20 protein-coding genes are annotated in these 22,992 nt (G+C 38.4%); 2 read left to right on the top strand and 18 right to left on the bottom strand.

Translation table 11 applies throughout. The annotated features are described in order from the left end of the window. Window positions 1-321: 321 nt before the first annotated feature. From HMPREF9078_RS10250 to HMPREF9078_RS10200, 11 genes are all read right to left on the bottom strand, one after another. On the bottom strand, window positions 322-1,776 hold the full coding sequence (locus HMPREF9078_RS10250; protein ID WP_009420613.1) for a lipopolysaccharide biosynthesis protein: 1,455 nt from the start codon (window positions 1,774-1,776) through the stop codon (window positions 322-324). Window positions 1,777-1,779: 3 nt separating this feature from the next. After that, window positions 1,780-3,129 (bottom strand): lipopolysaccharide assembly protein LapB, encoded by a 1,350-nt coding sequence (locus tag HMPREF9078_RS10245; RefSeq protein ID WP_009420612.1) that lies wholly within the window; start codon window positions 3,127-3,129, stop codon window positions 1,780-1,782. Between the two features lie 43 nt (window positions 3,130-3,172). Further along, window positions 3,173-3,619 (bottom strand): GyrI-like domain-containing protein, encoded by a 447-nt coding sequence (locus HMPREF9078_RS10240; protein WP_009420611.1) that lies wholly within the window; start codon window positions 3,617-3,619, stop codon window positions 3,173-3,175. Window positions 3,620-3,723: 104 nt separating this feature from the next. After that, window positions 3,724-4,635: a CfrBI family restriction endonuclease gene (locus HMPREF9078_RS10235; RefSeq protein ID WP_009420610.1), complete on the bottom strand. Its 912-nt coding sequence runs from the start codon at window positions 4,633-4,635 to the stop codon at window positions 3,724-3,726. Next, complete coding sequence (locus tag HMPREF9078_RS10230; protein WP_009420609.1) at window positions 4,632-6,014, bottom strand: DNA methyltransferase; 1,383 nt, start codon at window positions 6,012-6,014, stop codon at window positions 4,632-4,634. The genes HMPREF9078_RS10235 and HMPREF9078_RS10230 overlap by 4 nt, the downstream gene beginning before the upstream one ends. A gap of 104 nt (window positions 6,015-6,118) precedes the next feature. Then, complete coding sequence (locus tag HMPREF9078_RS10225) at window positions 6,119-7,753, bottom strand: ABC-F family ATP-binding cassette domain-containing protein (RefSeq protein ID WP_009420608.1); 1,635 nt, start codon at window positions 7,751-7,753, stop codon at window positions 6,119-6,121. A gap of 177 nt (window positions 7,754-7,930) precedes the next feature. Continuing rightward, on the bottom strand, window positions 7,931-8,626 hold the full coding sequence (locus HMPREF9078_RS10220) for a bifunctional 2-polyprenyl-6-hydroxyphenol methylase/3-demethylubiquinol 3-O-methyltransferase UbiG (RefSeq protein ID WP_009420607.1): 696 nt from the start codon (window positions 8,624-8,626) through the stop codon (window positions 7,931-7,933). A 19-nt stretch (window positions 8,627-8,645) separates the two neighbouring features. After that, window positions 8,646-9,959, bottom strand: coding sequence for a hypothetical protein (locus HMPREF9078_RS10215; protein WP_009420606.1), 1,314 nt, complete (start codon window positions 9,957-9,959; stop codon window positions 8,646-8,648). Then, the gene (locus tag HMPREF9078_RS10210; protein ID WP_009420605.1) at window positions 9,940-12,318 is read right to left on the bottom strand and encodes an McrB family protein; all 2,379 of its coding nucleotides are present in this window, start codon (window positions 12,316-12,318) and stop codon (window positions 9,940-9,942) included. The genes HMPREF9078_RS10215 and HMPREF9078_RS10210 overlap by 20 nt, the downstream gene beginning before the upstream one ends. A 96-nt stretch (window positions 12,319-12,414) precedes the next feature. After that, window positions 12,415-12,921: an Lrp/AsnC family transcriptional regulator gene (locus HMPREF9078_RS10205; RefSeq protein ID WP_009420604.1), complete on the bottom strand. Its 507-nt coding sequence runs from the start codon at window positions 12,919-12,921 to the stop codon at window positions 12,415-12,417. A 304-nt stretch (window positions 12,922-13,225) separates the two neighbouring features. Continuing rightward, window positions 13,226-14,281 carry a M14 metallopeptidase family protein gene (locus HMPREF9078_RS10200; protein WP_009420602.1) on the bottom strand — a complete coding sequence of 352 codons (1,056 nt, stop codon included), beginning with the start codon at window positions 14,279-14,281 and terminating at the stop codon, window positions 13,226-13,228. A 387-nt stretch (window positions 14,282-14,668) separates the two neighbouring features. On the opposite strand from HMPREF9078_RS10200, the gene HMPREF9078_RS10195 reads away from it, so the two are divergent. Both HMPREF9078_RS10195 and mnmE read left to right on the top strand, forming a co-directional pair. Beyond that, the gene (locus tag HMPREF9078_RS10195; RefSeq protein WP_009420601.1) at window positions 14,669-15,115 is read left to right on the top strand and encodes a helix-turn-helix transcriptional regulator; all 447 of its coding nucleotides are present in this window, start codon (window positions 14,669-14,671) and stop codon (window positions 15,113-15,115) included. A gap of 56 nt (window positions 15,116-15,171) precedes the next feature. Beyond that, window positions 15,172-16,590 carry a tRNA uridine-5-carboxymethylaminomethyl(34) synthesis GTPase MnmE gene (gene mnmE, locus HMPREF9078_RS10190; RefSeq protein ID WP_009420600.1) on the top strand — a complete coding sequence of 473 codons (1,419 nt, stop codon included), beginning with the start codon at window positions 15,172-15,174 and terminating at the stop codon, window positions 16,588-16,590. Here mnmE and HMPREF9078_RS10185 read toward each other — a convergent pair. The 7 genes from HMPREF9078_RS10185 to pyrH all read right to left on the bottom strand — a co-directional run bounded on the left by HMPREF9078_RS10185 (window position 16,552) and on the right by pyrH (window position 22,660). After that, window positions 16,552-17,022, bottom strand: a complete 471-nt coding sequence (locus HMPREF9078_RS10185; protein ID WP_009420599.1) for a hypothetical protein — start codon at window positions 17,020-17,022, stop codon at window positions 16,552-16,554. The genes mnmE and HMPREF9078_RS10185 overlap by 39 nt on opposite strands. Window positions 17,023-17,026: 4 nt before the next feature. Beyond that, window positions 17,027-17,587, bottom strand: a complete 561-nt coding sequence (locus HMPREF9078_RS10180; RefSeq protein ID WP_002671901.1) for a hypothetical protein — start codon at window positions 17,585-17,587, stop codon at window positions 17,027-17,029. Window positions 17,588-17,614: 27 nt separating this feature from the next. Beyond that, a complete protein-coding gene (locus HMPREF9078_RS10175; RefSeq protein ID WP_034543544.1) occupies window positions 17,615-18,373 on the bottom strand; it encodes a hypothetical protein in 759 nt (252 codons plus the stop codon). 3 nt (window positions 18,374-18,376) lie between these two features. Next, entirely contained in the window at window positions 18,377-20,122 is a 1,746-nt protein-coding gene (locus HMPREF9078_RS10170) for an alpha-amylase family glycosyl hydrolase (RefSeq protein WP_009420597.1), read from the bottom strand. A gap of 40 nt (window positions 20,123-20,162) precedes the next feature. Then, window positions 20,163-21,267, bottom strand: a protein-coding gene (gene prfB / locus HMPREF9078_RS10165) for a peptide chain release factor 2 (protein ID WP_157453576.1) whose coding sequence is annotated in 2 segments (ribosomal slippage) — window positions 20,163-21,206 and window positions 21,208-21,267 — 1,104 coding nt in all. Because the reading frame shifts where the segments join, the coding sequence is not laid out codon by codon here. A gap of 61 nt (window positions 21,268-21,328) precedes the next feature. Continuing rightward, entirely contained in the window at window positions 21,329-21,883 is a 555-nt protein-coding gene (gene frr, locus HMPREF9078_RS10160) for a ribosome recycling factor (protein WP_009417760.1), read from the bottom strand. A gap of 69 nt (window positions 21,884-21,952) precedes the next feature. Further along, complete coding sequence (gene pyrH, locus HMPREF9078_RS10155; RefSeq protein ID WP_002671891.1) at window positions 21,953-22,660, bottom strand: UMP kinase; 708 nt, start codon at window positions 22,658-22,660, stop codon at window positions 21,953-21,955. Between the last annotated feature and the right edge of the window lie 332 nt (window positions 22,661-22,992).

The raw sequence follows: 22,992 nt of genomic DNA, 5'->3' as shown, positions 1-22,992 counted from the left end.
ACAGTGGGTCTACAGTGGCTCTACAGTGGGTCTATAGTGGGTCTATAGTGGGTCTACAGTGGCTCTACAGTGGCTCTACAGTGGGTCTACAGTGTCTCTACAGTGGCTCTACAGTGGCTCTACAGTGGCTCTACAGTGGCTCTACAGTGGCTCTACAGTGGCTCTACAGTGGATCTACAGTGGCTCTACAGTGGCTCTACAGTGGGTCTACAGTGGCTCTACAGTGGGTCTACAGTGGCTCTACAGTGGCTCTACAGTGGGTCTACAGTGGCTCTACAGTGGCTCTACTCTATACGAAAAGCGAATACAAGAACTAATTTACTAATTACTAAATCGGCGAATAAGCCTTATTAACTCCTCCGAAATTCCCAATTTAAGAAGAAAAAATACACTGACTCCCCCTACGAGTAATGATTTTAAGCTGATATTTACAAGAGGGTGAAACGGAAAGTCCCAAAAGAAGAAACCTCCTATGGCTACGATACCAAAGAGGGTGGTCTGTAACGTTTCTTTATAAAAAGGCTGCAAGTTGTATTTGCGATACACAAAAACAGACTTGAGTAGGTTATACGAACTAAAAGCGATTAGGGTTGCTAATCCCGCCCCATTGATGCCGTAAAGCGGTATGAGCCAAATATTCATTAAAACGGTGCCTATGACCAAAAAAACACCCAAAAACAATACGGTGCGATAGTAAGGTGAATTGAGTAATACCGCATTGCTGAAACCTACTAAGGCGTCCGATAGCTTTACTATCGATATGATGATAAGCACCGTGAGTCCTGTGCTGTAATCCTTATCAGGTAGAAGAGCATAACACTGCTGGGCGTTGACGATGATAAGCACACAAATCACCATACTCACAAAATAAGTATTCACGGTGCTACGCTTATACAGGTCGGATAGCTCTTTTGGCTTGCTTTGATTCATAAATTGTGCCGTCAGTGGACTCACAATCTGGTACATACTCCTATACGGAATAGCAATCACCGTAGCTGTAAAAATGGCTACATTATAAACGGCAATCTCACCGATAGGCAAGTATTGGTTGAGCATAAACTTATCAATATCCATCAATACAGAAGCTACCGACCCCGATAAAATCACAAAAAGGCTGTACAAAAAGACTTCTTTCTTGTTCTTAGGCAACCCCCAAGCAAATTGCGGTCGGCGTACATAGAAAGCGAAAACAAACATCAAGAGCATACGCAAGGCATAGACCCAAAATACGCCCCATATCAGTTGGTGAAAGTCGATGAGCTGCAAATAAATGGCTAATAGCAGGAGCATCACTCCTACCCTATGGAATACCTCTTTTAGGAAATTGCCAAAGACGGTTTTTAGCTGTACGCGCGTCCACGCATAAGCAATTTCAAAGTAAGCCATCGCTACGGAAGTGAGGAAGATGAGAAAAACGTAATCGCGTACTTCTTCGTTTTTAGCCGAAAGCCATTGCGCAATCTGTTCGTACCCAATTATCCCGACAAAGGTGGCAGGCACAATGATGAGCAAAGGCAAAAAGCAAAGCATCAGGTTGAATTGCGCTTGCTCTTTTTTATCTCGATAAGCGGTATAATAACGCACCAAGGTATTGTTCACTCCAAAGGCGATAAGAGGGGACAGAATGGTGGCAGTGGAAGTAACATAACTCACCAATCCGTACTGAGCTTTGGAGAGGAAGTAAGTAAACAAGAAAAGGGTGTTCAGTGCCCCTATGGCAAACCCTAAATAGGTAGCCACCACATTCTTAAACGATTGACGGAGCACTATCCCCATAAACTATTGTATTTTAAAGTTGAATTTGTGTTCAAAAAACGACTGCCATTCGGGTGCGTGTTGTAAGCCTAAGTGGTAATAATGAGTAGCTTCCTCTAAATCGTCTAATCCGTAATAAGCCAAAGCAATACGATAGTAATTCTCCAGCTCGTGCGGGTAGATTTGCACTATATCGGCAATGATAGATAAGGCTTCTCGGTATTTTTGAGAGAGCAATAGTAGGTCAATCCATTCGATGAGGGTAGTATAGGAATAATCGCCGTTTTGTACCGCTTTCCGATAGCCGTATTCTGCTTCTTTTAGGTTCTGAAAGTGATAATAATTCAGTTCGGCATAACGGCGCCAATAATAAGGCTCATTAGATTCAAAAGTAAGTACCTTTTTAATGTATTTTAGAGCCTTAGCGTGATTATGACGCAAGTAATGGAAGTCGGCTAAGGTAATCCAAGCCTTATCGAGCTGAGGGTCTTCGTGAGTAGCCCTGAAATAATACTCTTCTGCCTTGGCATCGTTACGCATTTTCTCATAACAACGCCCAATGTGTAGATAAGCTAAAGCTGAAGGGTCGTCTAAGGTAAGAGTAATCTTATAGTTTTCGATAGCTTTTTCGTAATCTTCCATCATTTCGAGCACACGAGCTTTCTCGAAATAAGCCCCCGTGAAAGTATCGTCGCTGATGATAGCAAAATCAAAACAACGCAAGGCATTTTTATGGTCGGTAATGGATAGATAGAGCTTACCGAGGTAATACCAAGCAACTTCACAATAAGGATTTTGGTCTAAGTAAGTGTTTAGAAAGTCGGTTGCCTCTTGCACTTCTCCCAACACCTCATAGCAGAACACTAACTGTTGGAGCGCGGTATAATCCTGAGGGTCTTCTTTCAAACATTTGGTAAAATACTTTTTGGCATTGGTATAATCCTCCGTATAGAGGTATTCCATTGCCATTAGGGCATAGATATTCGAAACGTCATCGGTAAGTGTAATGGCGTATTGTAGCAACTCAATAGCGCGATGATGTTTGTTCATTTTAGAGTACAGATTAGCCTGTTGCACGTGCACTTCAGCATTCATAGGTTCTATGAGCAACAGTTCATTGAGGAGTTCCGAAGCCTCTTCTAAGCGGTCTTCAAACACCAATTGTTCTGCATTTAGCAATTTAAGTGATGAAGCATCGGGGTGTTGTGACAAACCGATTTCCAAGGCACGTTTCGCTTTGCTAATGCGTCCATATTCTAAGTAATATTCTACGATTTCTTCAAATTCATCAACGTCGAAAAAGAGAATGTTATTCTCTTTGAGCATCAATTCGAATTTGGTAACCGCGTAGTTTTCTTCTTCTGGTAACATCATTTTAGTTAAGAGTTTTTTTGGCAATCCTCTATTTTTAAGTTCGCTATTTGTTCTCTTTTACGCCTATAAAAATATCTACTTCAGAGGTATCCCCTTGCTGAGACTTCTCGGTGTAGCGCTCATAGTCATATATATAAGTGCGATTGAGCGTGGCGTCGTTGTCCCAGATATGTTGCCACATCGCCCCTACTGCTTGAGGCATTGCGCCTTTGGCTACAAACTTTTGAAAGGTTTGCTCAGGGAATTCCCTGCCTTCTAAGCCGTCGGGAATTGTGCTGAGCGTGGTAACTTCTACTCCTATTATACAAGTGTAAGGCTCGGTATAGTCCTTTTGGTAATCGGTGTAGATGCTGTAAATGGCATCGCTAACCTTATTAGGTATTTTTGCCAAAAGTTGCTCACTAAAAAAGCGTTGCCAAAGGTTTCCGATGTCTTGCATCGCTTGTCCGTTCTGATTGGTAGTACGTACACTAATTCCGACGATTTTCATTTTTTATATAATTAATTGTTATATAGAACATCACTTATTGGGTTACCTATAATTAATGCTTTGCCCCTCGTAAGTTGATATTAAACTATAATAGGGAAAAAGTATTATTCAAATAAACTTTCTACTATCTCAGGCAAATCATCATCTAAATTTCCATTATAAGGCTGATGAGGAATCCCAAGCGCTTGCAAGGCTTCACCAAAACGCTGATAGCCATTTCGGTCGCGCAAAGCCACCCAATGCACGCCTAATTGATCACATTGATTTTTATTTTGTAGTGATAGAGTATCACCTACAAATACATTAGTATATCGAGCTATAACAGCATCCGCACTTTCTGGATTACCTTTTCCCATTAGTTTCACTTCGCAAAGATATTTATCCTCTCCATTGAGTAGGTAAAAGTCAATTTCTCTATCTACTTTTTTACCTTTATCTTTTACAAAGTGCGTAGCATCATAATTGCTTTCAGGCACTTGGTATAACTTGCATAAAGTAAGCATTAAGTATTTCTCAGCACTTTTGCCTGCCGTACTCCAAAGCCCTCCTCTTAAGGCTGCTCGCTTAACAGCCAAAGTATTGATAACAATAAGACTTTCACTTACATTCAAATCAACGCTTACCCCTTTTAGTTTGATAGTCAGAGTTAAATCTATACCTTCCTCAATCTCTACTAAGGTTTGAATGCTCTGATATAAAGACTCAAAGTGCTCATTAGAAGCCTCAATAACTATAGAGCGTGTGGCTGAGCCATACATATTGCTTATAGTTTTCATATTGAGCCCTGCATTGATAGCAATATCATCCGAAGGAAGCGTTGTTGCCATAAAATGTTGTCGATACCAATCAATAGTAATATCTTCGCTATTGAGTTTAGCATTCACTACTTTCTTGAAAAAATCTATAGAGAATTGTAAAAACTCAGCATTAATAAGGTTTACAATTTCAATTCGGTAGTCTTCCGATTTAACTACTCGTGTGATAATGTTTTTTATAACTTGGTCTGTAAGTGTCATAATATAGTTTGTTTAAACTCGTCTAAGGTTAAAAATCGAGTGTGATTAGGGCGAAATATCTCATCTCCCTTTTGGAAAGTCTTCATATACTCAAAATATTTTTCTTCTTTTTCCGTAAGGAAAAAGTTCCTACCTAAACTCTTAGCTGTACGCCCCAGTGTACCACTACCAGCAAAAGGATCAAATACCAAATCACCTTTGAATGAATAATATTCTATCACACGTTTACATAAATCTACAGGAAATATAGCCGAATGTACTTTATCAGATTTAGGGTGTATCTGCCAAACATTGGTGGTTTCAAATCCATCAGCTACTTTGCTTTCTTCTACTACCTCCTGCGGATATTGGCGTATATTCCAATCAATAAGCTTTTCAGTTTCTTTCCTATAAACCATTAAATATTCGGTGGTAGTGTTGGGTTTATAGGCTAAAGGTTTACGGTGTTGCTGAAAGCCTCCTATCCTATTTTTTACACTGTATTCAGGTTTTTGCCAGATAATATCATCAATAAATTCCCAACCCATTTGCACTAAAAAATGATGAATATCAAACGGAATAGGGTATCGTTTGCTCGAATGAGCGCGACTAATACGAGGTACAATCACAGGAGAAGTATTTACAATAAGAAAACGCCCCTCTTTGGTAATGCGATAAGTCTCTTGAAAAACTTCTTCTAAAAAATGCAAATAGGCTTCATAGCTTGGGTAAATAGAATAATCACGAGCGTTATAATAAGGAGGTGAAGTAAAAGTAAGGTGTATACTCTCATCTGGTACACTTTTAAGCACCTCCCGTACATCGCCATTAACTACCACATTCTTTAAAAAAGGATAGGTATCAGTATGCGGAATGATAGACTTTTTCTTTTTCTCTTGAGAAAAATATTCCTTATAAATCACACTCCGCACCATTTCATTTTCGTGGTCAATCAGTTTTTTAAGAGCAAGGTCTATTTTTTTATCACCTTTGAAAGCCAAAAGCCCACGAATAGCTTGATTTACAATTTTTGGATCCTCGTTATAAAGATTATTTAAAAGAGTTTCTTGTGTTTTCTCATCTCTAAGCCTACCCATCGATGAGATAGCCTCACGCTTCACAAGAGTACTTTCATCATTCTTGGCCACTTTCTCTAAATAAACAAGTACGTTTTCAGACTTTAGTTTGCCAAGATTTTTCACCACCCAAAAGCGCACCTGCTCATTATCATAATCAAGCAAAGAAAGTAACCAATTAGGATTATAAGAAACAGGTAGCTTACCCAAATTCTCCAATATAAAGGTAAGGTTACCACTATTGTTGATATTGCTTTGGATAAGTTGTTCTAAATCGGCTTGGCTATTTTGTTTTACTTCTTTGATATATTCTTTTGTAAGCATTATTCTATTATATTACATTTTTAATAGTACTAATATCATAACTAATTCATTTTATTAATAGAAAAGCCACACCAACAAAAACTCATTTGTTGGTGTGCTTATTATTAATTGCCTGTGCGGCTCGCACTGTACATTTTTTCCCTCAATTCCTGAATATTTTTGTCGTCCATATACTCATCAAAGGTCATATAGCGGTCGATAATGCCATTAGGGGTGAGCTCAATGATACGATTGGCGACGGTTTGCGAAAATTCGTGATCGTGGGTGGTGAAAAGCACGGTGCCTTTGAAGTTTTTCAGCGAGTTGTTGAAGGCGGTGATACTCTCCAAATCCAAGTGGTTGGTAGGTTCGTTGAGCATTAGCACATTGGCGCGCAACATCATCATACGGCTGAGCATACAACGCACTTTCTCGCCTCCTGAGAGCACTTTGCAGTTTTTGAGGGCTTCCTCGCCACTGAAAAGCATCTTGCCCAAAAACCCTCGTACATATACTTCCTCACGCTCTTCCTCTGTTTTTGCCCATTGGCGCAACCAATCCACCAAAGAAAGGTCTTGGGTAAAGAAATCGGAGTTATCCACCGGCAGGTAAGACTGCGAGGTGGTGATACCCCACGCAAAGGTGCCCGCATCGGGCTTGAGGTTGCCGTTGAGAATCTCATAAAAGGCAGTGGTGGCACGTGAATCCTTGGAAATCATGGCTACTTTGTCGTCTTTGGCAAGGTTGATGTCCACATTTTGGAATAATACCTGTCCGTCGATAGATGCAGCGAGGTTTTCCACGTGTAGGATTTGGTCGCCAGCCTCGCGGTCACGCTCGAAAATGATAGCAGGGTAACGGCGAGAAGACGGTTTGATTTCCTCGATATTGAGTTTCTCCAACATCTTCTTACGAGAGGTTGCCTGTTTTGATTTTGCCACGTTGGCACTAAAGCGTGCGATAAATTCCTGTAACTCTTTGGCCTTTTCTTCTGCTTTTTTGTTCTGTTGCGCACGCTGACGGGCTGCCAACTGACTACTTTCGTACCAAAAAGTATAGTTACCCGAATAATGATTGATTTTTCCGAAGTCTATATCGGAGATATGGGTACAAACGGCATCGAGGAAGTGGCGGTCGTGAGAGACTACAATCACCGTATTGTCATAGTTTGCCAAAAAGTTCTCCAGCCAGCTGATAGTCTCGAAATCGAGGTCGTTCGTAGGCTCGTCCATTATGAGTACATCGGGGTTACCAAAGAGTGCTTGCGCGAGAAGTACTCGCACTTTGAGCTTACCGTCCATTTCGGACATCATAGTGTAGTGCATATCTTCGGTAATGCCCAAATTGGAGAGCAGGGCTGCCGCATCACTCTCGGCATTCCAGCCGTTCATCTCGTCGAACTGTATTTGTAGCTCACCTATGCGTTCGGCGTGCTCATCGGAATAGTCGGCATAAAGGTCGTCCATCTCTTTTTTGACTTTGGAGAGGACTTTGTTGCCCATAATCACGGTGTCGAGCACAGTATAGTCGTCATAAGCGTAGTGGTCTTGTTCGAGAACCGACATACGCTTGCCCGGTTCGAGGATAACGCGCCCCGAAGTAGGTTCTTGCTTGCCAGAGAGGATTTTTAGGAAAGTAGATTTGCCTGCCCCATTGGCACCGATGATGCCGTAGCAGTTGCCTTGTGTAAAGGTTACGTTTACCTCATCGAAGAGGACGCGTTTTCCGAATTGTACGGATAAATTGGATACTGATAACATTGTTAATGATTAATGTTTAATGATAAATGATTAAATTAAATATCTACTATAAATATAACGTTGAGTTACTTGTTTAAGGCACATAATATTCCTAATCGTGCCATAATGTATTGTTTTAAAGTGCAAAAGTACGGAATATTTGTGAGATATGAAAATAATAGCAATTGTATAGAGAAGTTATTTCTGAGCTGTTACAATAAGCGCCATTGAAGTTTCAGGATTAAAAGACTCTTTTTTGAAGTTGCCGTATAGTTTAAGGTCTTTAAAACCTATTTGAGAGAGCCATTGGGTGAGTTCTTGGGAAAGAATAGGCTGTAAAAGCTCTTCATTGGCAATAGTTTCGTCCAAAACTGTCTTAAAAACTACCTTGTTATCGCTATTTAAGTGATAAGAACGCTCAAACTTTACTTTTTCGTTCTCTATTAGAGGCAGGTTACCGAGAAAATTACCTTCTTTCTGGGCAAAATACTTCTCAAAGTTTACCATTTGCAAGATAAGTTTGCCTCCTTGCGTGAGTTGGTTATAAGCCTTTTTAAGAAAAGTCTGCACTTCGTCTTTATTATCCAAATGTGGGAGCGTATTCCCAATGTTGATAATGGTATCGAACATAGGTAAAGTATCGATAGCAAGCATATTGAGCTCTTGCACTTCAATACCCTTGACAGTAGCCTGAGCAATGAGTGCCTTACTGAGGTCGATAGCCGTAACATCATAGCCCTGTGCGCGCAGATAGGCGGTAAGGTTGCCCGTACCCGCTCCTACATCAAGAACTGTCTTGCCGTGCACTTCGGCAGCGAAAAAAAACCTATGTGCAGGCGATAGCGGAAAGATAGCATCGTATTTCTCAGCGATACTATTGTAGAATTGTGACATATTTTTTAATGATAAATGATTAATTGTTAATGATTAATGGAACAGAAACACTTAATTTATAAATATTTCTGTACTGATGTATCTCCTTTTTATTTGCGATGTTTAAATCGGTATTTTGTTCGAATGAGGGGTAGATGATAAGGCAATCTATCAACCTATCGTCATCTATTTTTAGGGCTTTATAAACCCTTTCCAAACGCGCATAAGCACTCACCTGACGAATATCGTCTATCACTCTACTATCTTCATAAACAGTTTTGTATTTGGCATCAATCACCATTTTGTATTCTGGAGTGTTGAGCAAGAAATCTAATTCAGTGTAATCACCCGTAAAATGATAGTGTACCTCTCCCCTATTGCCGAACTGTTCTTGTAGTTTTTTGTATACATATAACTCAAAAAGTTTGGGCATATCTATCCAAAAAGGCGGAATAGCTACTTTTTGTTGGGTTGTTTCGGTGATATTATACGAAAAACGCTTCAAAATCTGCTTCCCAATGCGAATAGCTTCCTCATATTCTTTAAAAAAAGGATTAGTAGTAAGTTTTTTGAGGTTTTCTACGTCAAGTTCTTCTGAAATCAACTCAAAATGCGGACTACAATACGTAATGACTTCTCGAATAGACTCGTCATTGCCTGCAAAGTAATTAGAGTGTGTATTCTTAAAGCTGATGATAAACTGCAAAACTTTCTTCAAAAAGCGATTTTCGAGGCTATCCATTCCAAACTCTTGATACCTACATACGTGGGCTGTGAGTTTGTTCTTAAAAACATTTTGTTTGAGGTGTTTACCTAACTGTATCTTGCCTTTGATGCGGTTATTAAGATTCTCCTCCACCGTATAGTACGATTTTTTAAGTCCTTTGCGCACAATACGCTTCAGTAGCAATAGGAATTGTACCATTAGGAAAGGCGTGAGCGTGTCTTTTTGCTGTTCGATGGCAATTAGCGGTTCGTCCCAATAGATTTTGATAAGATTTTGTGTATGTTTGGGGTCGAGCGCCGTAATGCTGAGAAGCATTTTTAGGTAGTCGATTTCTGCCCATTCTTCCTCTTGGGTAGGAAAGCCTTCAACAATCTGTTTTTTGTTCATTTTAGGCTCTATATATACGAATTTGTGATGTTTTACCAACCACAAAGCTCCCACGTAATAGCCTGCCTGCAAACACACTTCTTCCTCATTTGTACGACTGATTTCAAAAGGATATATAGGATTTCCCCATTTATCTTTCTTCAATACATACGGACAAATCTTAGGTATTGCTTCAAAGTAAATACTTCCCTCTTCTTTTTTGATGCTATAGGGTTGATGTTCAAGAAGGGTTATTTTCATAGACTAATGTTTTAATTTCTTGCATTTGTTCTTCAATCTTTATATTATCTATGAGTATCCCATCTTTTATGTATTCCAATAGAATGGGCTTGATTTCGTATTCCCAACGAATAGACATAGGCACATCTTTTCCATCGCTATATTTTTTCTGAATAAAATACGACTGTCCAAGCCACACATCTTCTGGTTTAAATTCAGGTGATAAGGTTTTAGCACGTTTTAATTCAGTATCTGTATTGTTAATATATTCATCATAGTTCTCAATAAAGAGCTTACTTACTGCTTTAAACAAGTTTTTATCAAAATTCCGTTCTAACTCCTTAGGCAACACATTCACAAAGGCAAAACGCCGACGAATGGCATAATCTATATGCCCTACCGAGCGGTCAGCCGTATTCATTGTACCGATGATGTAGAGATTAGGCGGTAACGTGAAACTATTGTCACCATCGATAGCATACATACTCTCCACGGATTCCCCGCGATATTCCAAGGCATAGATGAGTTCCCCCAATACTGTTGAAAGGTTCGCACGGTTGATTTCGTCAATTATGAAAACGTAGTTTTTAAGGGGTATATCCGTTACAATAGGTTTATATGTTTGTTTAAATTCATAGTATTCTTCTACTATTTTTAAGAAATAAGTTGATGATGTATGAGTTAAAGCCTCAAGATTAGGATTTTTCATAATATCTTGTCTTTCTTCAGCTCCAGACTCTATAATCTTTTTTATCTCTGAAAATTTCATATTTAACCCTTTGGAATGAGCAACCCAATTATCGCCTTTGTATTTAAATCGTTTGTCATCAGCATCAAAAAGATAAACGGCTTCAGTTAGTGGGTATTTGTAGTCTTCACTTTGAGCTAATTCTTCTTTGATATGTTCTATAAAAGCCTCAAAAATGTCCTGCTCTTCTAGAGTTTGAGTACTTTGTTGTGTTTTATTCCAATTATTCAAAGCTTTCTCTCCAAACTCAGCTAACACTTTATTTTCAGCTGTATAGATAATCCCGTCTCCCTCTTCATTAGGCTTGGCAACAATACCCCTTACAAAATCTTCATAAGAGTAACTGGGGTGAAACTGAATCAGTTTAAACTGCTCATTCCCCTCTAAACTATCATTGTCATTCAAACCTAATAGCTGTTTGGCAATACGCTTGGCTTCACGGGTTTTACCTGTACCTGGAGGACCTTGTAAAATGATTTGGTGTTTGTAATGTAGTAGGTCAATAATCGTAGGCTTAATTGCTTGATTTGTCATATTACTTTCTATTGTTTCAAATTCTACTTTGTATTTCTTTTCAAAAACATATTCCCTGAAATAGCTATTATCATAACTTTTAGGATAGGTCTCCTTATCAAGTGCTATCTCTTCTTTGACAGCATTTTTGATATCAGGGTAATATGTTTCAATATCTTGTGGAGTTCCCTGATAATAAAGAAAAGCATTGTTAGGTCTTTCAAACTCTTCCCTTCTCAGTTTTGGGATATCTACTTCCCTTCCTGTAATAAAAACAAATTCTTTAGGACTTACACTTAAACAAATCCTCTTCCCTATGTGATAACGAAGTGATTTTTCATCTAATCTAACACTGAACACTTGATTTTCGGTATCTTCTAATGCTAAATCCTCTATAATATTTCCTAATTTGTAAAAGAAAACAGAAGCCCAATGCTTAGGAATCTTATCCAATACGTTTCTAAATGCTTTTTCTGAAGAAATTGTCATATTCTGGTACACAATATCCTGAGCCAATAGCAAAGGTTCATCAAAACCTTGTGGAATAAAGTTGCTCGTGAGTTGTTTTAACTCAGGATTGTTAAAATAAGTCGTGATTTCGGTAAGCAACTCAATAAAATGCTCGTATTTGCGCTCTTTTCGAGAAACTTCTCCTAAATACTCACATAACTTAGTATAAATATCCCTTTTATAAAAAGTATACTCATTAGGGAATTTCAGCGTCAGTAAAAAAGAAAGAGTACGCTCATCAATTTTTGTACTAAAATTTGTATTGCTTTTCTCTTTTAAGTCATCAATAACATTTTCAGTGAAAGTCCTGCATTTTCCCAATTTGGTATAGAAATCATCAGCCCCATAAACAATACCCAACAATTCCTTTAATTTCGTTGGATAGTTTTCTCCTAACGCTTCCAATATACCAAAAGGACGGTAATCTACTAAATTATCCTTTTTCCGAAAAGCCTCTTTAAACATTTCGTAAAAATCAGGGGCATTAATATCCCAATGCTGCTCAAAATGTTCTATTGCCTGCCATTTGTACACTTCATCAGGATTAGAAGGCTTTTCTTGTAAGAAACGAATGTAATTGCTTATGAGTGCTTGTATTTTCTCATTCATAGTATTTCAGTTTTTGCGCAACAAAATTACTCAATTTTCTGTATAAACAAAAAGAGCTACCCGATTTTTCTTTCAGATAGCCCTTTTAAAAAGTTCTTATTTAGTAGTTAAAAAATCATATAAATCCAATTCTCGGAAAGCCTTATGAAGCAAACGACTCTTATCGTTAAAAGCCTCTTCCATCGATATCATTGTCTCTGAGCGCGACACACCTTGAATGTCGTCTATCATATAAATAACTTCCTTAGCGTGTTTCACCCCCTTTGTCCTAATTTTACAAAACAGATTGTATTTCCCTGAAGTAATGTGTGCCTCTGTTACAAACGGGATAGCCTCTAATTGTTCCAAAACATACTCAGCTTGATGATTGCGCTCCAAAAAGATACCCACATAAGCAATAAAAGTATATCCCATTCTCTCGTAATCTAATGAAATGGCAGAACTTTTTATAATCCCCAATTCTTCCATTTTTCTTATCCGTACATTCACTGTCCCCGACGATATATCAAGTGCCTTAGCAACATCTATATAGGGTTTTCGTGCATCTTCTATAAGAATATCCAATATCTTAAGATCCATTTCATCTAATCTATATTTTGCCATCTACATTAAGTTTATGAGTTCTTTTTTTTAAAAGCGCAAAGTAACAATGTTTTTTTGTATATTCCAAATTGCAACGTACTTTTTAAGTTGAAGTCTACCTATAACCTTTTTTTTATCTCTGCCTTAGCTTCAACTTTCCTTCTACTTAGGTTCGTTGTTCCTTCGTTCATCGTTCGTCTTTTGTTCGTTGTAGACCCACTGTAGACCCACTGTAGACCCACTGTAGAGCCACTCATTGTTCGTCTATCCTATAAGTTTCTTATAAGCCCCATCTAATTAACCTTTAATCATTAACCATTCACCACTAATCTATTTTCAATGTCGACAAATCCAAGTGATTTTTAATATAATCTTTATCAATAGCTGAACTTATAAACTTCGATAAAACATCTTCTTTATGTCCGTATTTTTTAGATAAATCACCTATCTCAGCAATATAAGGCACAAACGAGATTTGCCCATTCTCCAAAACTTCCTTATAAAGAACACCTACATCATTACCACAGTGAGTGTCGTCTCTTAAAATAATATCGTAAAAACATTTATCGTTTTCAGGTATACTGAAGTAATCTTTATAATTCACATTTGTAACATCGCTAGTGGCTATATATTGTAGAGCTCTAAATATAGCCATAGCAATATATACTCTCGTTTGTTCACGATTGTAATCATTAGAAAAGTGCCCTGCTTCAAAAAGAATAGTGGGTGTACCTAATTGTGTATACTTATCTCCCGTACAATTGATATTAAAACTATCGTCAAAACGCGCTACCTGATTAGGTATATGGTGCTGTAAAGTGTTATTCATTACTACAATCACTTCCATTGCCTTCTGGCGTACTTCATTAATACTGCGCTCTTCATTATAAGCAGGTGCTAAGAAAGAAACTGTAGCTGGCAAAGGGGTCTGTCCTACACTGAAAATAGTGCGCTGGTCGTGCAGATTAAAGCAATAATCGGGCTGTACAAGTTCATAAGCTTTCCGTAAACACTTACTCTCAGGTTGTGTAAGTTCATCGGCATCACGGTTAAGGTCTACGCCGTTATGATTTACACGTGTGAACATCTCAGCACCGTCGGGATTAAGCATAGGAATGCAATAAACACTTAATTCCGATAAGAAATCAGCTGTTTTAAGCTCGTTTAAAACATCAAAAAGCGCTTTGGTAGCAGTTGATTCATTACCGTGCATTTGCGACCACATAAGTATCTTTTTATGGCCTTTCCCTACTCTGTACAGGTTAATAGGTGTTCCTTTAACTGAAGTACCTAAAGGTATTACCTCCTCAAAAGGGTATTTATCTAAAAGTGGGGCTATCATCGGATAAGTGATATAACGCCCAGAAAGCTGTTTTTTCATCTGTATATTAATATTTAAAAGCAAAAGTAATAAATATTCATTAAAGTACAACCTGTAATTAAGTAAAAGTTTCCTTATATTTAAGCGTTACATTTGTATCACTTAGTATTTACAGTTGTAAAATTGTTAATAATGCTAAATGTACTAATCAACGATTATTATGCACTACAAAAAGGCTTCCCCTCCTATTCTGAAATACCATTTTCATAATGATTATGCCCATAGATTATTCTTATAGTAGTTTTATATAATCCTATATACGAATAATTTACATTGTAATCATAAATAAATACTTTAATATGCTAAAAAATATCCTTGTTTATATTTGTATATCTCAAAATATTGATTTACATTTGTACATTCTTAGGAAAATAAATAAATGTTACAATGTTAAACACATCAGATTTTGCCATTCGCTTACAACAAGTGATGGATTATTACGGCTTAAATGCTGCAGCCTTTGCTGATAGCTTAGAGATTCAGCGTTCAGGGATTTCTCATCTCTTATCAGAACGCAACAAACCGAGCTTGGATTTTATACTGAAGCTCATCGAAAAATTTCCTGAAGTAGATATGTATTGGATTACACAAGGAAAAGGAAGTTTCCCTCGTAAGGAAGATAAAGAACTTGCCAACGCTAAAAAAACGCAACAACCTGACCTTTTCAGTGATATTCCCGAAATAGAAATGCAAGCCCCTACTCCTGCTCCACCTTCTGTTGCAATAAAAGAAAAGCAAATAGAGACAAAAGCTTTACCATTACCCACTAATAAGCATATTAAACGAATTATTTTCTTTTATGAAGATAATCGCTTTGAGGTTTTTGAAAATTAGTAGATTGATAGTAATGAAAAAATCACTACATTTGCACCAATTTTCAATAACATAGAATGAAGAGAGATAATTCGTTATATATAAATGATACGATTGTAGCTTTGGCAACTGCTTCAGGGGTCGGTGCTATTGCTGTAATTCGTCTATCGGGAAAAGAAGCCATTGCCATTGCCGACTCGGTATTCAAACCTTATAGCCGAAAATCTTTACTTGAAGCTCCGTCACATACAGTTCATTTAGGAACTCTCGAAAGTAAAGACCAAGTAATCGACGAGTGTTTGGCTACTATTTTCAAAGGAACTAAATCTTACACAGGTGAGCCCGTAGTTGAGTTTTCGTGTCACGGAAGTAATTATATCGTAGAAGAAGTTATCAAGCTGTGCTTGGCAAAAGGAGCTCGTTTAGCCGATGCTGGGGAGTTTACCAAACGCGCTTTTCTCAATGGTAAATTAGCGCTCAATCAAGCGGAAGCCGTTGCCGATTTGATAGCCTCCGATAGTAAGGCTTCTCATCAGGTAGCATTACAACAAATGCGAGGTGGTTTTACTTCTGAGATAGAAGGATTACGACAAGAATTATTAAACTTTACCTCATTAATAGAACTTGAATTAGACTTTTCGGAAGAAGATGTAGAGTTCGCCGATAGAACTCAGTTTAAAGCGCTTTTAAGCACTATTAAAACCACTGTTTTATCTCTCTTACAATCATTTTCAGTAGGTAATGTACTAAAAAATGGTATTCCTGTGGCTATTGTAGGGAAACCTAATGCAGGCAAATCTACTTTATTAAATGCCCTTCTGAACGAAGAACGCGCTATTGTATCGGATATTGCAGGTACTACCCGCGATACTATTGAAGAAACGCTTCATATAGGAGGCATTGCTTTTCGTTTTATTGATACCGCAGGGATTCGTGATACTCAAGACCAAATCGAAGCTATAGGTGTACAAAAAGCTAAAGAAAAGATAGAAAAAGCCTCTATTGTGCTCTACTTATTCGATACTAAAGATAGCTCTGCCCAAGAGATTATCTCTTTTGTAAAAGAAAATTACCGCGAAGGAACTAAATTTGTACTATTACACAATAAAACTGACTTATCAACAGAAAGTAATATAACTCCTTTTGATAATGAGATTTTACAATCCTTGAAAGGCTATACTGATACACTACTGAGAATATCAGCTAAAGAAGGAAACAATATTTTAGCCCTTAAAGATTTTCTCTCTCACTATGCTCAAAGTCTTAATAATACAGGTAAAGCAACTATTATTACTAATATCCGCCACTACGAAGCTCTACACAATACCTTACAAAGTATTGAAAGAATAGAACAAGGATTACAATTACAACTTTCAGGTGACCTATTAGCTATCGATATCCGCGAAGCTCTCTATCATTTAGGTTCTATCACAGGAGCTGTAAGCAATGAAGAGGTCTTAGGAAACATCTTTTCCCGCTTCTGTATTGGCAAATAAGATATCTTGCTGAATATTATCCTCTTTTTTCTTCTTCTTGAACAACAAATAATAAAAACAAGTGATAAACCATCCTACCCAAAAGAGATAAAACCCTAAATGAAAGCTCAACTTCATCATTTTATGTGAAGTAGTTGTGAAGTCAATATAAGTAAAGTAAGCTCCTATTCCTCCTAGAACAATAAGTAAAAAGGCTAATAATCTACTAAACGATACGCTTACTTTTGCTTTAAACAGTTGTAATACAGCAATAAGTATTAACTGTATTACCAATAATAAAAGAGCCGTTTTCCACCAAGTTTTGAAAATGGTATACTCACGGTACATTGTACTTATGCCTATTTTCCCTATAAACGACATTTTGGATATTAAAACCCCAGATATAAGGCTTAATAATGCTTGTGCCAAACCAAGTATAGTTACGTTCTTCATAAGTTTATTTCTTTATAATCTTCCAGCCATTTTTCTCATTGTATTTCAACTTAAACTTCTGAGTAATAAAGGTTGTATTAGGATACGGGTCTTTACCAAAATTATAAAAAGGTGTTTTCTCTTTATCTAATACTACATTACAAATAACCACCTTTTCTGAGTTCTTCTCAATAGTAATCCCTTTATCATTTAATTTATAAATGATTGTTTTAACATTAGCACTGTTCTTGTTCTGTTTCACAAGGTAAGGAAGTGCTTCTTTAGTAAGAGTAGGAGAGATTACATATACACTATCCTTTGAAAACCATCTCTTCCTACTTTTCTCATTATTAATATCAATAAGCCCTTCATCTGCTAATTCCTGTATAGTAATTAGCAAATCTTTGTCTTTAGTACTGTCTAACTTCTGCTTATTGGTATTAAATTTCCCTGTCTCAAATAAAGGGTTCTCTTCTAAATAATCAGCAATAAGGTTAGATACCTCATCTTTACTTATTTGATTGCTCGAATTACAAGCTGTAAAAAAGCTTAAAGCTAAAACTATGAGTGAAAAATAAAACTTCATATATCTAAATTTTTAATTATTATCTTATTAAATACTTGCCATTGCCTCATAAAAGTCGGCTTCGTCTATGCCCATATTCTGGCATACCCATTTGGCTGCTTCTATATAGCTCAACTGTTCAGTACTTGTTTCACCCAAGGGCAATTCGCCTTCGGGGGTAATGAGGTAAGTCTCACCATTATGAGTTTCAAACGCAGGGGTACCATACTCCATCTTGCGAATAGGACTCTCATTATTCCCTACTAACTCATTTAATAGCAGGTCTTCTTCATTGTAAATGAGTATTCCTCCTTGGGTTATTCCTTCTATAAATTGTTTATAAATATCTTTATTTTCTTCTATCATATCGCTGATAAGAGCTACTGTAGGGTGCAACATAGCCTCCTCTTCATTGCCTTCTATAAGCACAAATTCAGTATCAGCAAAATGCACTTGCTTCCCTTCGATAGGACTTTCAAAGTAGTAGCTCACTGGTTGATTACAAAAATCCATAGTGTGAAGCACCCTTGCCAATACTTCTTTTCTTCCTTTGTTACCTGTAATCACTACACGAGTTTTGTGTTTAAAGTATTCGTATAGAAAAGAAGTAGGCGATAGAATATTAAGTCCTAAGTGTTGCGCTTGTAATAAGTCTGGGTGTGTATGAGAAAGATGCGGGTCTACCACCACGTAATCAATTGTAGCCGTCATCTCTTCGGGGAGTGTAGTGATATGATGTCTTTTGTGTAGCTCAGCCATTAACGGACGCAAATGCGTACTGGGAGCTACTATAAAATGAATGTTCATAATTTACGAATCTACTAATTTGCTAATTTTGAATATCAAAGACTCCAAAGGCGCTATATCTACTCGCAATCTTCCTTTGCCGTTTACAATCTGTAAGGTAGTGTGTTTTTCATTGTAAAGAGCATCGGTAAGCGTATAAGTACCATCGTTTAAGAACCAACTACCCAACAAGTAATCTGGCAACTGCAAGTCAAAACCAAAGTAGTCGTGCTCACTAAAGTTGCTCACAATCACCCACTGTTCGTCCTCATTGCCTCTTGCAAAACTGTACACCCTATCGTTGTAATACTCTGTATGCTGTCGATTGTATTGGTGCAAATCAATATAAGCCCCATTCACTTTTAAGTTGAGTAATCGTTGGTAGAAATTGCGTAAAGAACGTTCTGCCTCTGATAACTGACCTCCGTCAAAGCGCTTGTTATTCACCCAGCGTTGGTGTGCAGGAACACCTATATAATCAAATATAGACGTACGCGACGGACTACCAAATCCTGCTACTTCCGCTGCTTTCTCCCCTACTTCTTGACCAAAATACAGCATCACTGGCGACTCGCTAATAAACGTAGAGACTGTCATCGCTGGTTTAGCTTTTTCAGCATATCCCGCAAACTCAGGCGAGGCTATGCGCTGTTCGTCGTGGTTTTCCAAGAAGTGTAACATACGATGTGCAATATCAGCAAGACTGCGTTGTATAGCCACAATGGCATCAGTGCTATGTCCGTGAGTCACAATATTGCGCAAAGTGTCGTAAAGTTGCACTTTGTCGTATAGATAGTCCATCTTGCCTAAATGCAGATAAGGACGATATTCATTAGGATTGTACACTTCAGCCAATAAAAATGCCTTTGGATTTTGGTGCTTGATAGCCGAATTGAGATAACTCCAGAACTCCACCGGCACCATTTCAGCCATATCATAACGGAAGCCGTCTACTCCTTTTCTAAGCCAATACAAGGCTATATCTTTAAATTTTTTCCAAGTGTCGGGTACTGTTTTATCAGTCCAAAAGTGGTAATGTGCTTCAGTATCTTCATTTTCAAAGCTTGCAGGTAGTTCAGCAAAATCCTTAGTACCGTCAGGACGTACCCCGTAGTTGAGTTTTACCGTTTCATACCAGTCATTGCGGTCGGGTTTAGAAGCGCGTGTCCCATTGCCCGTCCATTTAGCAGGAAACTCGTGATACTCACCATAAATACCCTCAGGCAACTGAAAAGCTTCATTAGGATTGTAATAGAAATTGTTATTTACCGCATATTGTACGGTGGTATCATCGTCTTCGCCAAAACCGCGTGTGCCTTCCGGTTTGGCTATACTCTCATACCGACGCGCTACGTGATTAGGCACTATGTCCATTATTACTTTCAGTCCGCATTGGTGGGTACGAGCGATGAGAGCTTCCCATTCCTCCAAGCGTTGTGTAGGGTCATCGGCAAGGTCGGGGTTTACAGTGTAGTAATCCTTAATGGCATAAGGCGAACCAGCACGACCTTTTACCACTGCGGGAAAGTCGTTGCTGATGCCATAAGCCGTATAGTCGGTAGTAAGGGCGTGGTGTAACACCCCGGTAAACCAAATATGTGTTACACCTAATGCTTTGAGTTCTTCAAGAGCTTTTGTAGTAAAGTCAGCAAACTTACCTACACCGTTCTCTTCTATCGTCCCCCAAGGTTTATTAGTGGTATTAGTATTGCCAAAAAGCCTTGTAAACACCTGATAAACTACTATTTTATTATCATTCATTACCCCCATATTCCAAAAGTATTAACCACTAACCATTAATCGTTAACTATTACAAATCGCCCGTACGGCTCGTACCCATAAGCATTAGGTAGGCTTTGAGAAACTCATCTAATTCACCGTTCATCACGCTATCTACATCAGTAGATTCGTAATTGGTGCGTACGTCTTTTACAAGTTTGTAGGGGTGCATTACATAGTTGCGTATTTGTGAGCCCCATTCTATCTTCATCTTTCCTGCCTCTATCTCATCGCGCTTGGCTTGACGCTTTTTGAGCTCTATCTCATACAACTGCGATTTGAGCAGTTGCAACGCCTTGTTCTTATTATCCAACTGACTGCGGGTTTCGGAATTCTCAATAATGATACCCGTAGGGTGGTGACGCAAACGTACAGCTGTCTCTACCTTGTTTACATTCTGCCCCCCAGCACCACTGGAGCGCATCGTCTCAAAGGTAATATCAGCGGGATTAATATCTATTTCAATAGTATCATCTACCAAAGGGTACACGTATACCGAGGCAAAAGAGGTATGGCGTTTAGCATTACTATCAAAAGGTGAGATACGTACCAATCGGTGTACGCCATTTTCACCTTTTAGGTAGCCAAAAGCGTATTCGCCTTCAATCTCTATGGTAACCGTCTTTACTCCTGCCACATCACCTTCTTGGAAGTTAAGTGTTTTTACCTTATATTTTTGGTTATTGCACCACATCGTGTACATACGTAGTAGCATCGATGCCCAGTCACAGCTTTCAGTACCACCTGCACCTGCCGTAATTTGCAATACCGCACTCATCGTATCGCCCTCGTCCGAAAGCATATTGCGGAACTCCAATGCTTCAATAGCGTGTAAGGCTTGGGCGTATTGCTGATCTACATCCTCCGCAGTAGCTTCGCCTTCTTTAAAAAAGTCAAGTAGTACTTCTATATCCGAGGTAAGATTTTCGGCTTCCTCATAGTCTTCCACCCATTTCTTTTTAGTGCGAAGCTCGCGCATCACTTTCTCAGCTTCTTTCGCATTATCCCAAAAGTCAGGTGCAAAAGTCTTTTCTTCTTCGTTGCTTATTTCAATGCGTTTAGCATCTACGTCAAAGATACCTCCTTAACGCACCCAGGCGATTCACTAAATCCTTTACTTGTTCGTTGTTTGTCATTTCTTATTACTTATTGTATTACTATACCCCATACCCTCTTACCTCTTATCTCTTACCTAAACTAAACTTTTAGGATCTCAGCTTCTTTTATAGCTAATACTTCTTCTACTTTCTTGATGTATTTGTCGGTGAGCTTTTGCACACGTTCTTCAGCTTCTTTCTTCACATCGTCCGAAGCTTCTACCTTCTTAATCTCTTTATTAGCGTCTTGGCGGGCGTTACGCACACTTATTTTAGCGTCTTCACCTTCACCTTTGGCTTGTTTTACCAGCTCTCTACGGCGTTCTTCGGTAAGTGGTGGTACGGTAATAATCACCATTTCGCCATTGTTCATTGGGTTAAAGCCCAAATTAGCTATTTGGATAGCTTTCTCAATAGGCTGAATCATTTTCTTTTCCCAAGGTTGAATAGAGATAGTACGTGAGTCGGGAGCTGATACATTGGCTACCTGACTAAGGGGAGTTTGCGCACCGTAGTAGTCCACCATTACACTACTTACCATTTGCGGACTCGCCTTGCCAGCGCGGATATTGGCTAAAGCCTTATCTAAGTGTTGCAAAGCCTCTTGCATCGCTTCGCTCGTAGTTTCTAAGATAATATTAATTTCTTCGTTCATTGTATATTGTTTTTAATTATTTGTTAGTTGTTAGCCTTCAATTGTTAAAGAAGCATCGCAATATAACCATTAATCATTGACTGTCGTTCCTACGTTTTCGCCTGCTACTACTTTAGCGAGGTTGCCTTTTTTGTTCATATCGAATACGATGATAGGCAAATGGTTTTCTTGGCTAAGGGTAAAAGCCGTCATATCCATCACTTTAAGGTTTTTATCAATACACTCATTAAAAGAGATATGGTCGAACTTCACCGCATTAGGGTCTTTTTCAGGGTCGGCATTGTAGATACCATCTACACGAGTACCTTTAAGGATTACATCGGCATTGATTTCGATAGCGCGAAGTACCGCTGCCGAATCGGTCGTAAAGTAAGGATTACCCGTTCCCGCTCCAAAAATCACTACGCGTCCTTTTTCTAAGTGGCGTACTGCACGGCGTTTAATAAAAGGTTCAGCTATAGCTTCCATCTTGATAGCTGTTTGCAAACGACTAAAAAGTCCTTCGTCTTCTAAGGCACTTTGTAGGGCAAGCGAGTTGATAACAGTAGCCAGCATACCCATATAGTCGCCTTGCACTCTATCCATACCATTGCTAGCACCAGCTACCCCGCGGAAGATATTCCCCCCGCCAATTACTATAGCCACTTGCACGCCTTGGTTCACTACCTCCTTAATTTCGGCAGCGTATTCTTTTAAACGCGCGGGGTCAATGCCGTACTGGCGACTTCCCATAAGGGCTTCCCCGCTGAGTTTTAGTAAAATTCGTTTGTATTTCATATATGAAAAATGTATTTTATCTAAAGAGTCTGTTTTATAACAAATCGTATATACGTACTTATTTTGGGGGCAAAGATAATGATTAATTAACAATTAACAACATACCATTAAGAATTAAATTCGCAAAATGCGTTCTTTTTTTCTTTTATTTCCACTTTGTCCTCCTCTTATTCTTAATTTTTCTTCGTCTTTTCCCTATCTATCCGTGTGGCTCGCACCGTCATTTGTATAAACTTTGCCAAAGTCCCAAATCTTTGGCAAAGTTGAAATCCACTAATAATCTTCTTTTTATCTCTGTCTTAGCTTCAACTTTCCTTCTACTTAGGTTCGTT

The sequence above is a fragment of the Capnocytophaga sp. oral taxon 380 str. F0488 genome (genome assembly GCF_000318255.2).
GTDB classification, from domain to species: Bacteria; Bacteroidota; Bacteroidia; order Flavobacteriales; family Flavobacteriaceae; genus Capnocytophaga; species Capnocytophaga ochracea.
This window is presented reverse-complemented; position numbering and strand designations above follow the sequence as displayed.

Coding starts and splice junctions, on each gene's coding strand:
- HMPREF9078_RS10250 (WP_009420613.1), bottom strand. CDS start 1,776: ATGGGGATAGTGCTCCGTCAATCGTTTAAGAATGTGGTGGCTACCTAT.
- HMPREF9078_RS10245 (WP_009420612.1), bottom strand. CDS start 3,129: ATGATGTTACCAGAAGAAGAAAACTACGCGGTTACCAAATTCGAATTG.
- HMPREF9078_RS10240 (WP_009420611.1), bottom strand. CDS start 3,619: ATGAAAATCGTCGGAATTAGTGTACGTACTACCAATCAGAACGGACAA.
- HMPREF9078_RS10235 (WP_009420610.1), bottom strand. CDS start 4,635: ATGACACTTACAGACCAAGTTATAAAAAACATTATCACACGAGTAGTT.
- HMPREF9078_RS10230 (WP_009420609.1), bottom strand. CDS start 6,014: ATGCTTACAAAAGAATATATCAAAGAAGTAAAACAAAATAGCCAAGCC.
- HMPREF9078_RS10225 (WP_009420608.1), bottom strand. CDS start 7,753: ATGTTATCAGTATCCAATTTATCCGTACAATTCGGAAAACGCGTCCTC.
- HMPREF9078_RS10220 (WP_009420607.1), bottom strand. CDS start 8,626: ATGTCACAATTCTACAATAGTATCGCTGAGAAATACGATGCTATCTTT.
- HMPREF9078_RS10215 (WP_009420606.1), bottom strand. CDS start 9,959: ATGAAAATAACCCTTCTTGAACATCAACCCTATAGCATCAAAAAAGAA.
- HMPREF9078_RS10210 (WP_009420605.1), bottom strand. CDS start 12,318: ATGAATGAGAAAATACAAGCACTCATAAGCAATTACATTCGTTTCTTA.
- HMPREF9078_RS10205 (WP_009420604.1), bottom strand. CDS start 12,921: ATGGCAAAATATAGATTAGATGAAATGGATCTTAAGATATTGGATATT.
- HMPREF9078_RS10200 (WP_009420602.1), bottom strand. CDS start 14,281: ATGAAAAAACAGCTTTCTGGGCGTTATATCACTTATCCGATGATAGCC.
- HMPREF9078_RS10195 (WP_009420601.1), top strand. CDS start 14,669: ATGTTAAACACATCAGATTTTGCCATTCGCTTACAACAAGTGATGGAT.
- mnmE (WP_009420600.1), top strand. CDS start 15,172: ATGAAGAGAGATAATTCGTTATATATAAATGATACGATTGTAGCTTTG.
- HMPREF9078_RS10185 (WP_009420599.1), bottom strand. CDS start 17,022: ATGAAGAACGTAACTATACTTGGTTTGGCACAAGCATTATTAAGCCTT.
- HMPREF9078_RS10180 (WP_002671901.1), bottom strand. CDS start 17,587: ATGAAGTTTTATTTTTCACTCATAGTTTTAGCTTTAAGCTTTTTTACA.
- HMPREF9078_RS10175 (WP_034543544.1), bottom strand. CDS start 18,373: ATGAACATTCATTTTATAGTAGCTCCCAGTACGCATTTGCGTCCGTTA.
- HMPREF9078_RS10170 (WP_009420597.1), bottom strand. CDS start 20,122: ATGGGGGTAATGAATGATAATAAAATAGTAGTTTATCAGGTGTTTACA.
- frr (WP_009417760.1), bottom strand. CDS start 21,883: ATGAACGAAGAAATTAATATTATCTTAGAAACTACGAGCGAAGCGATG.
- pyrH (WP_002671891.1), bottom strand. CDS start 22,660: ATGAAATACAAACGAATTTTACTAAAACTCAGCGGGGAAGCCCTTATG.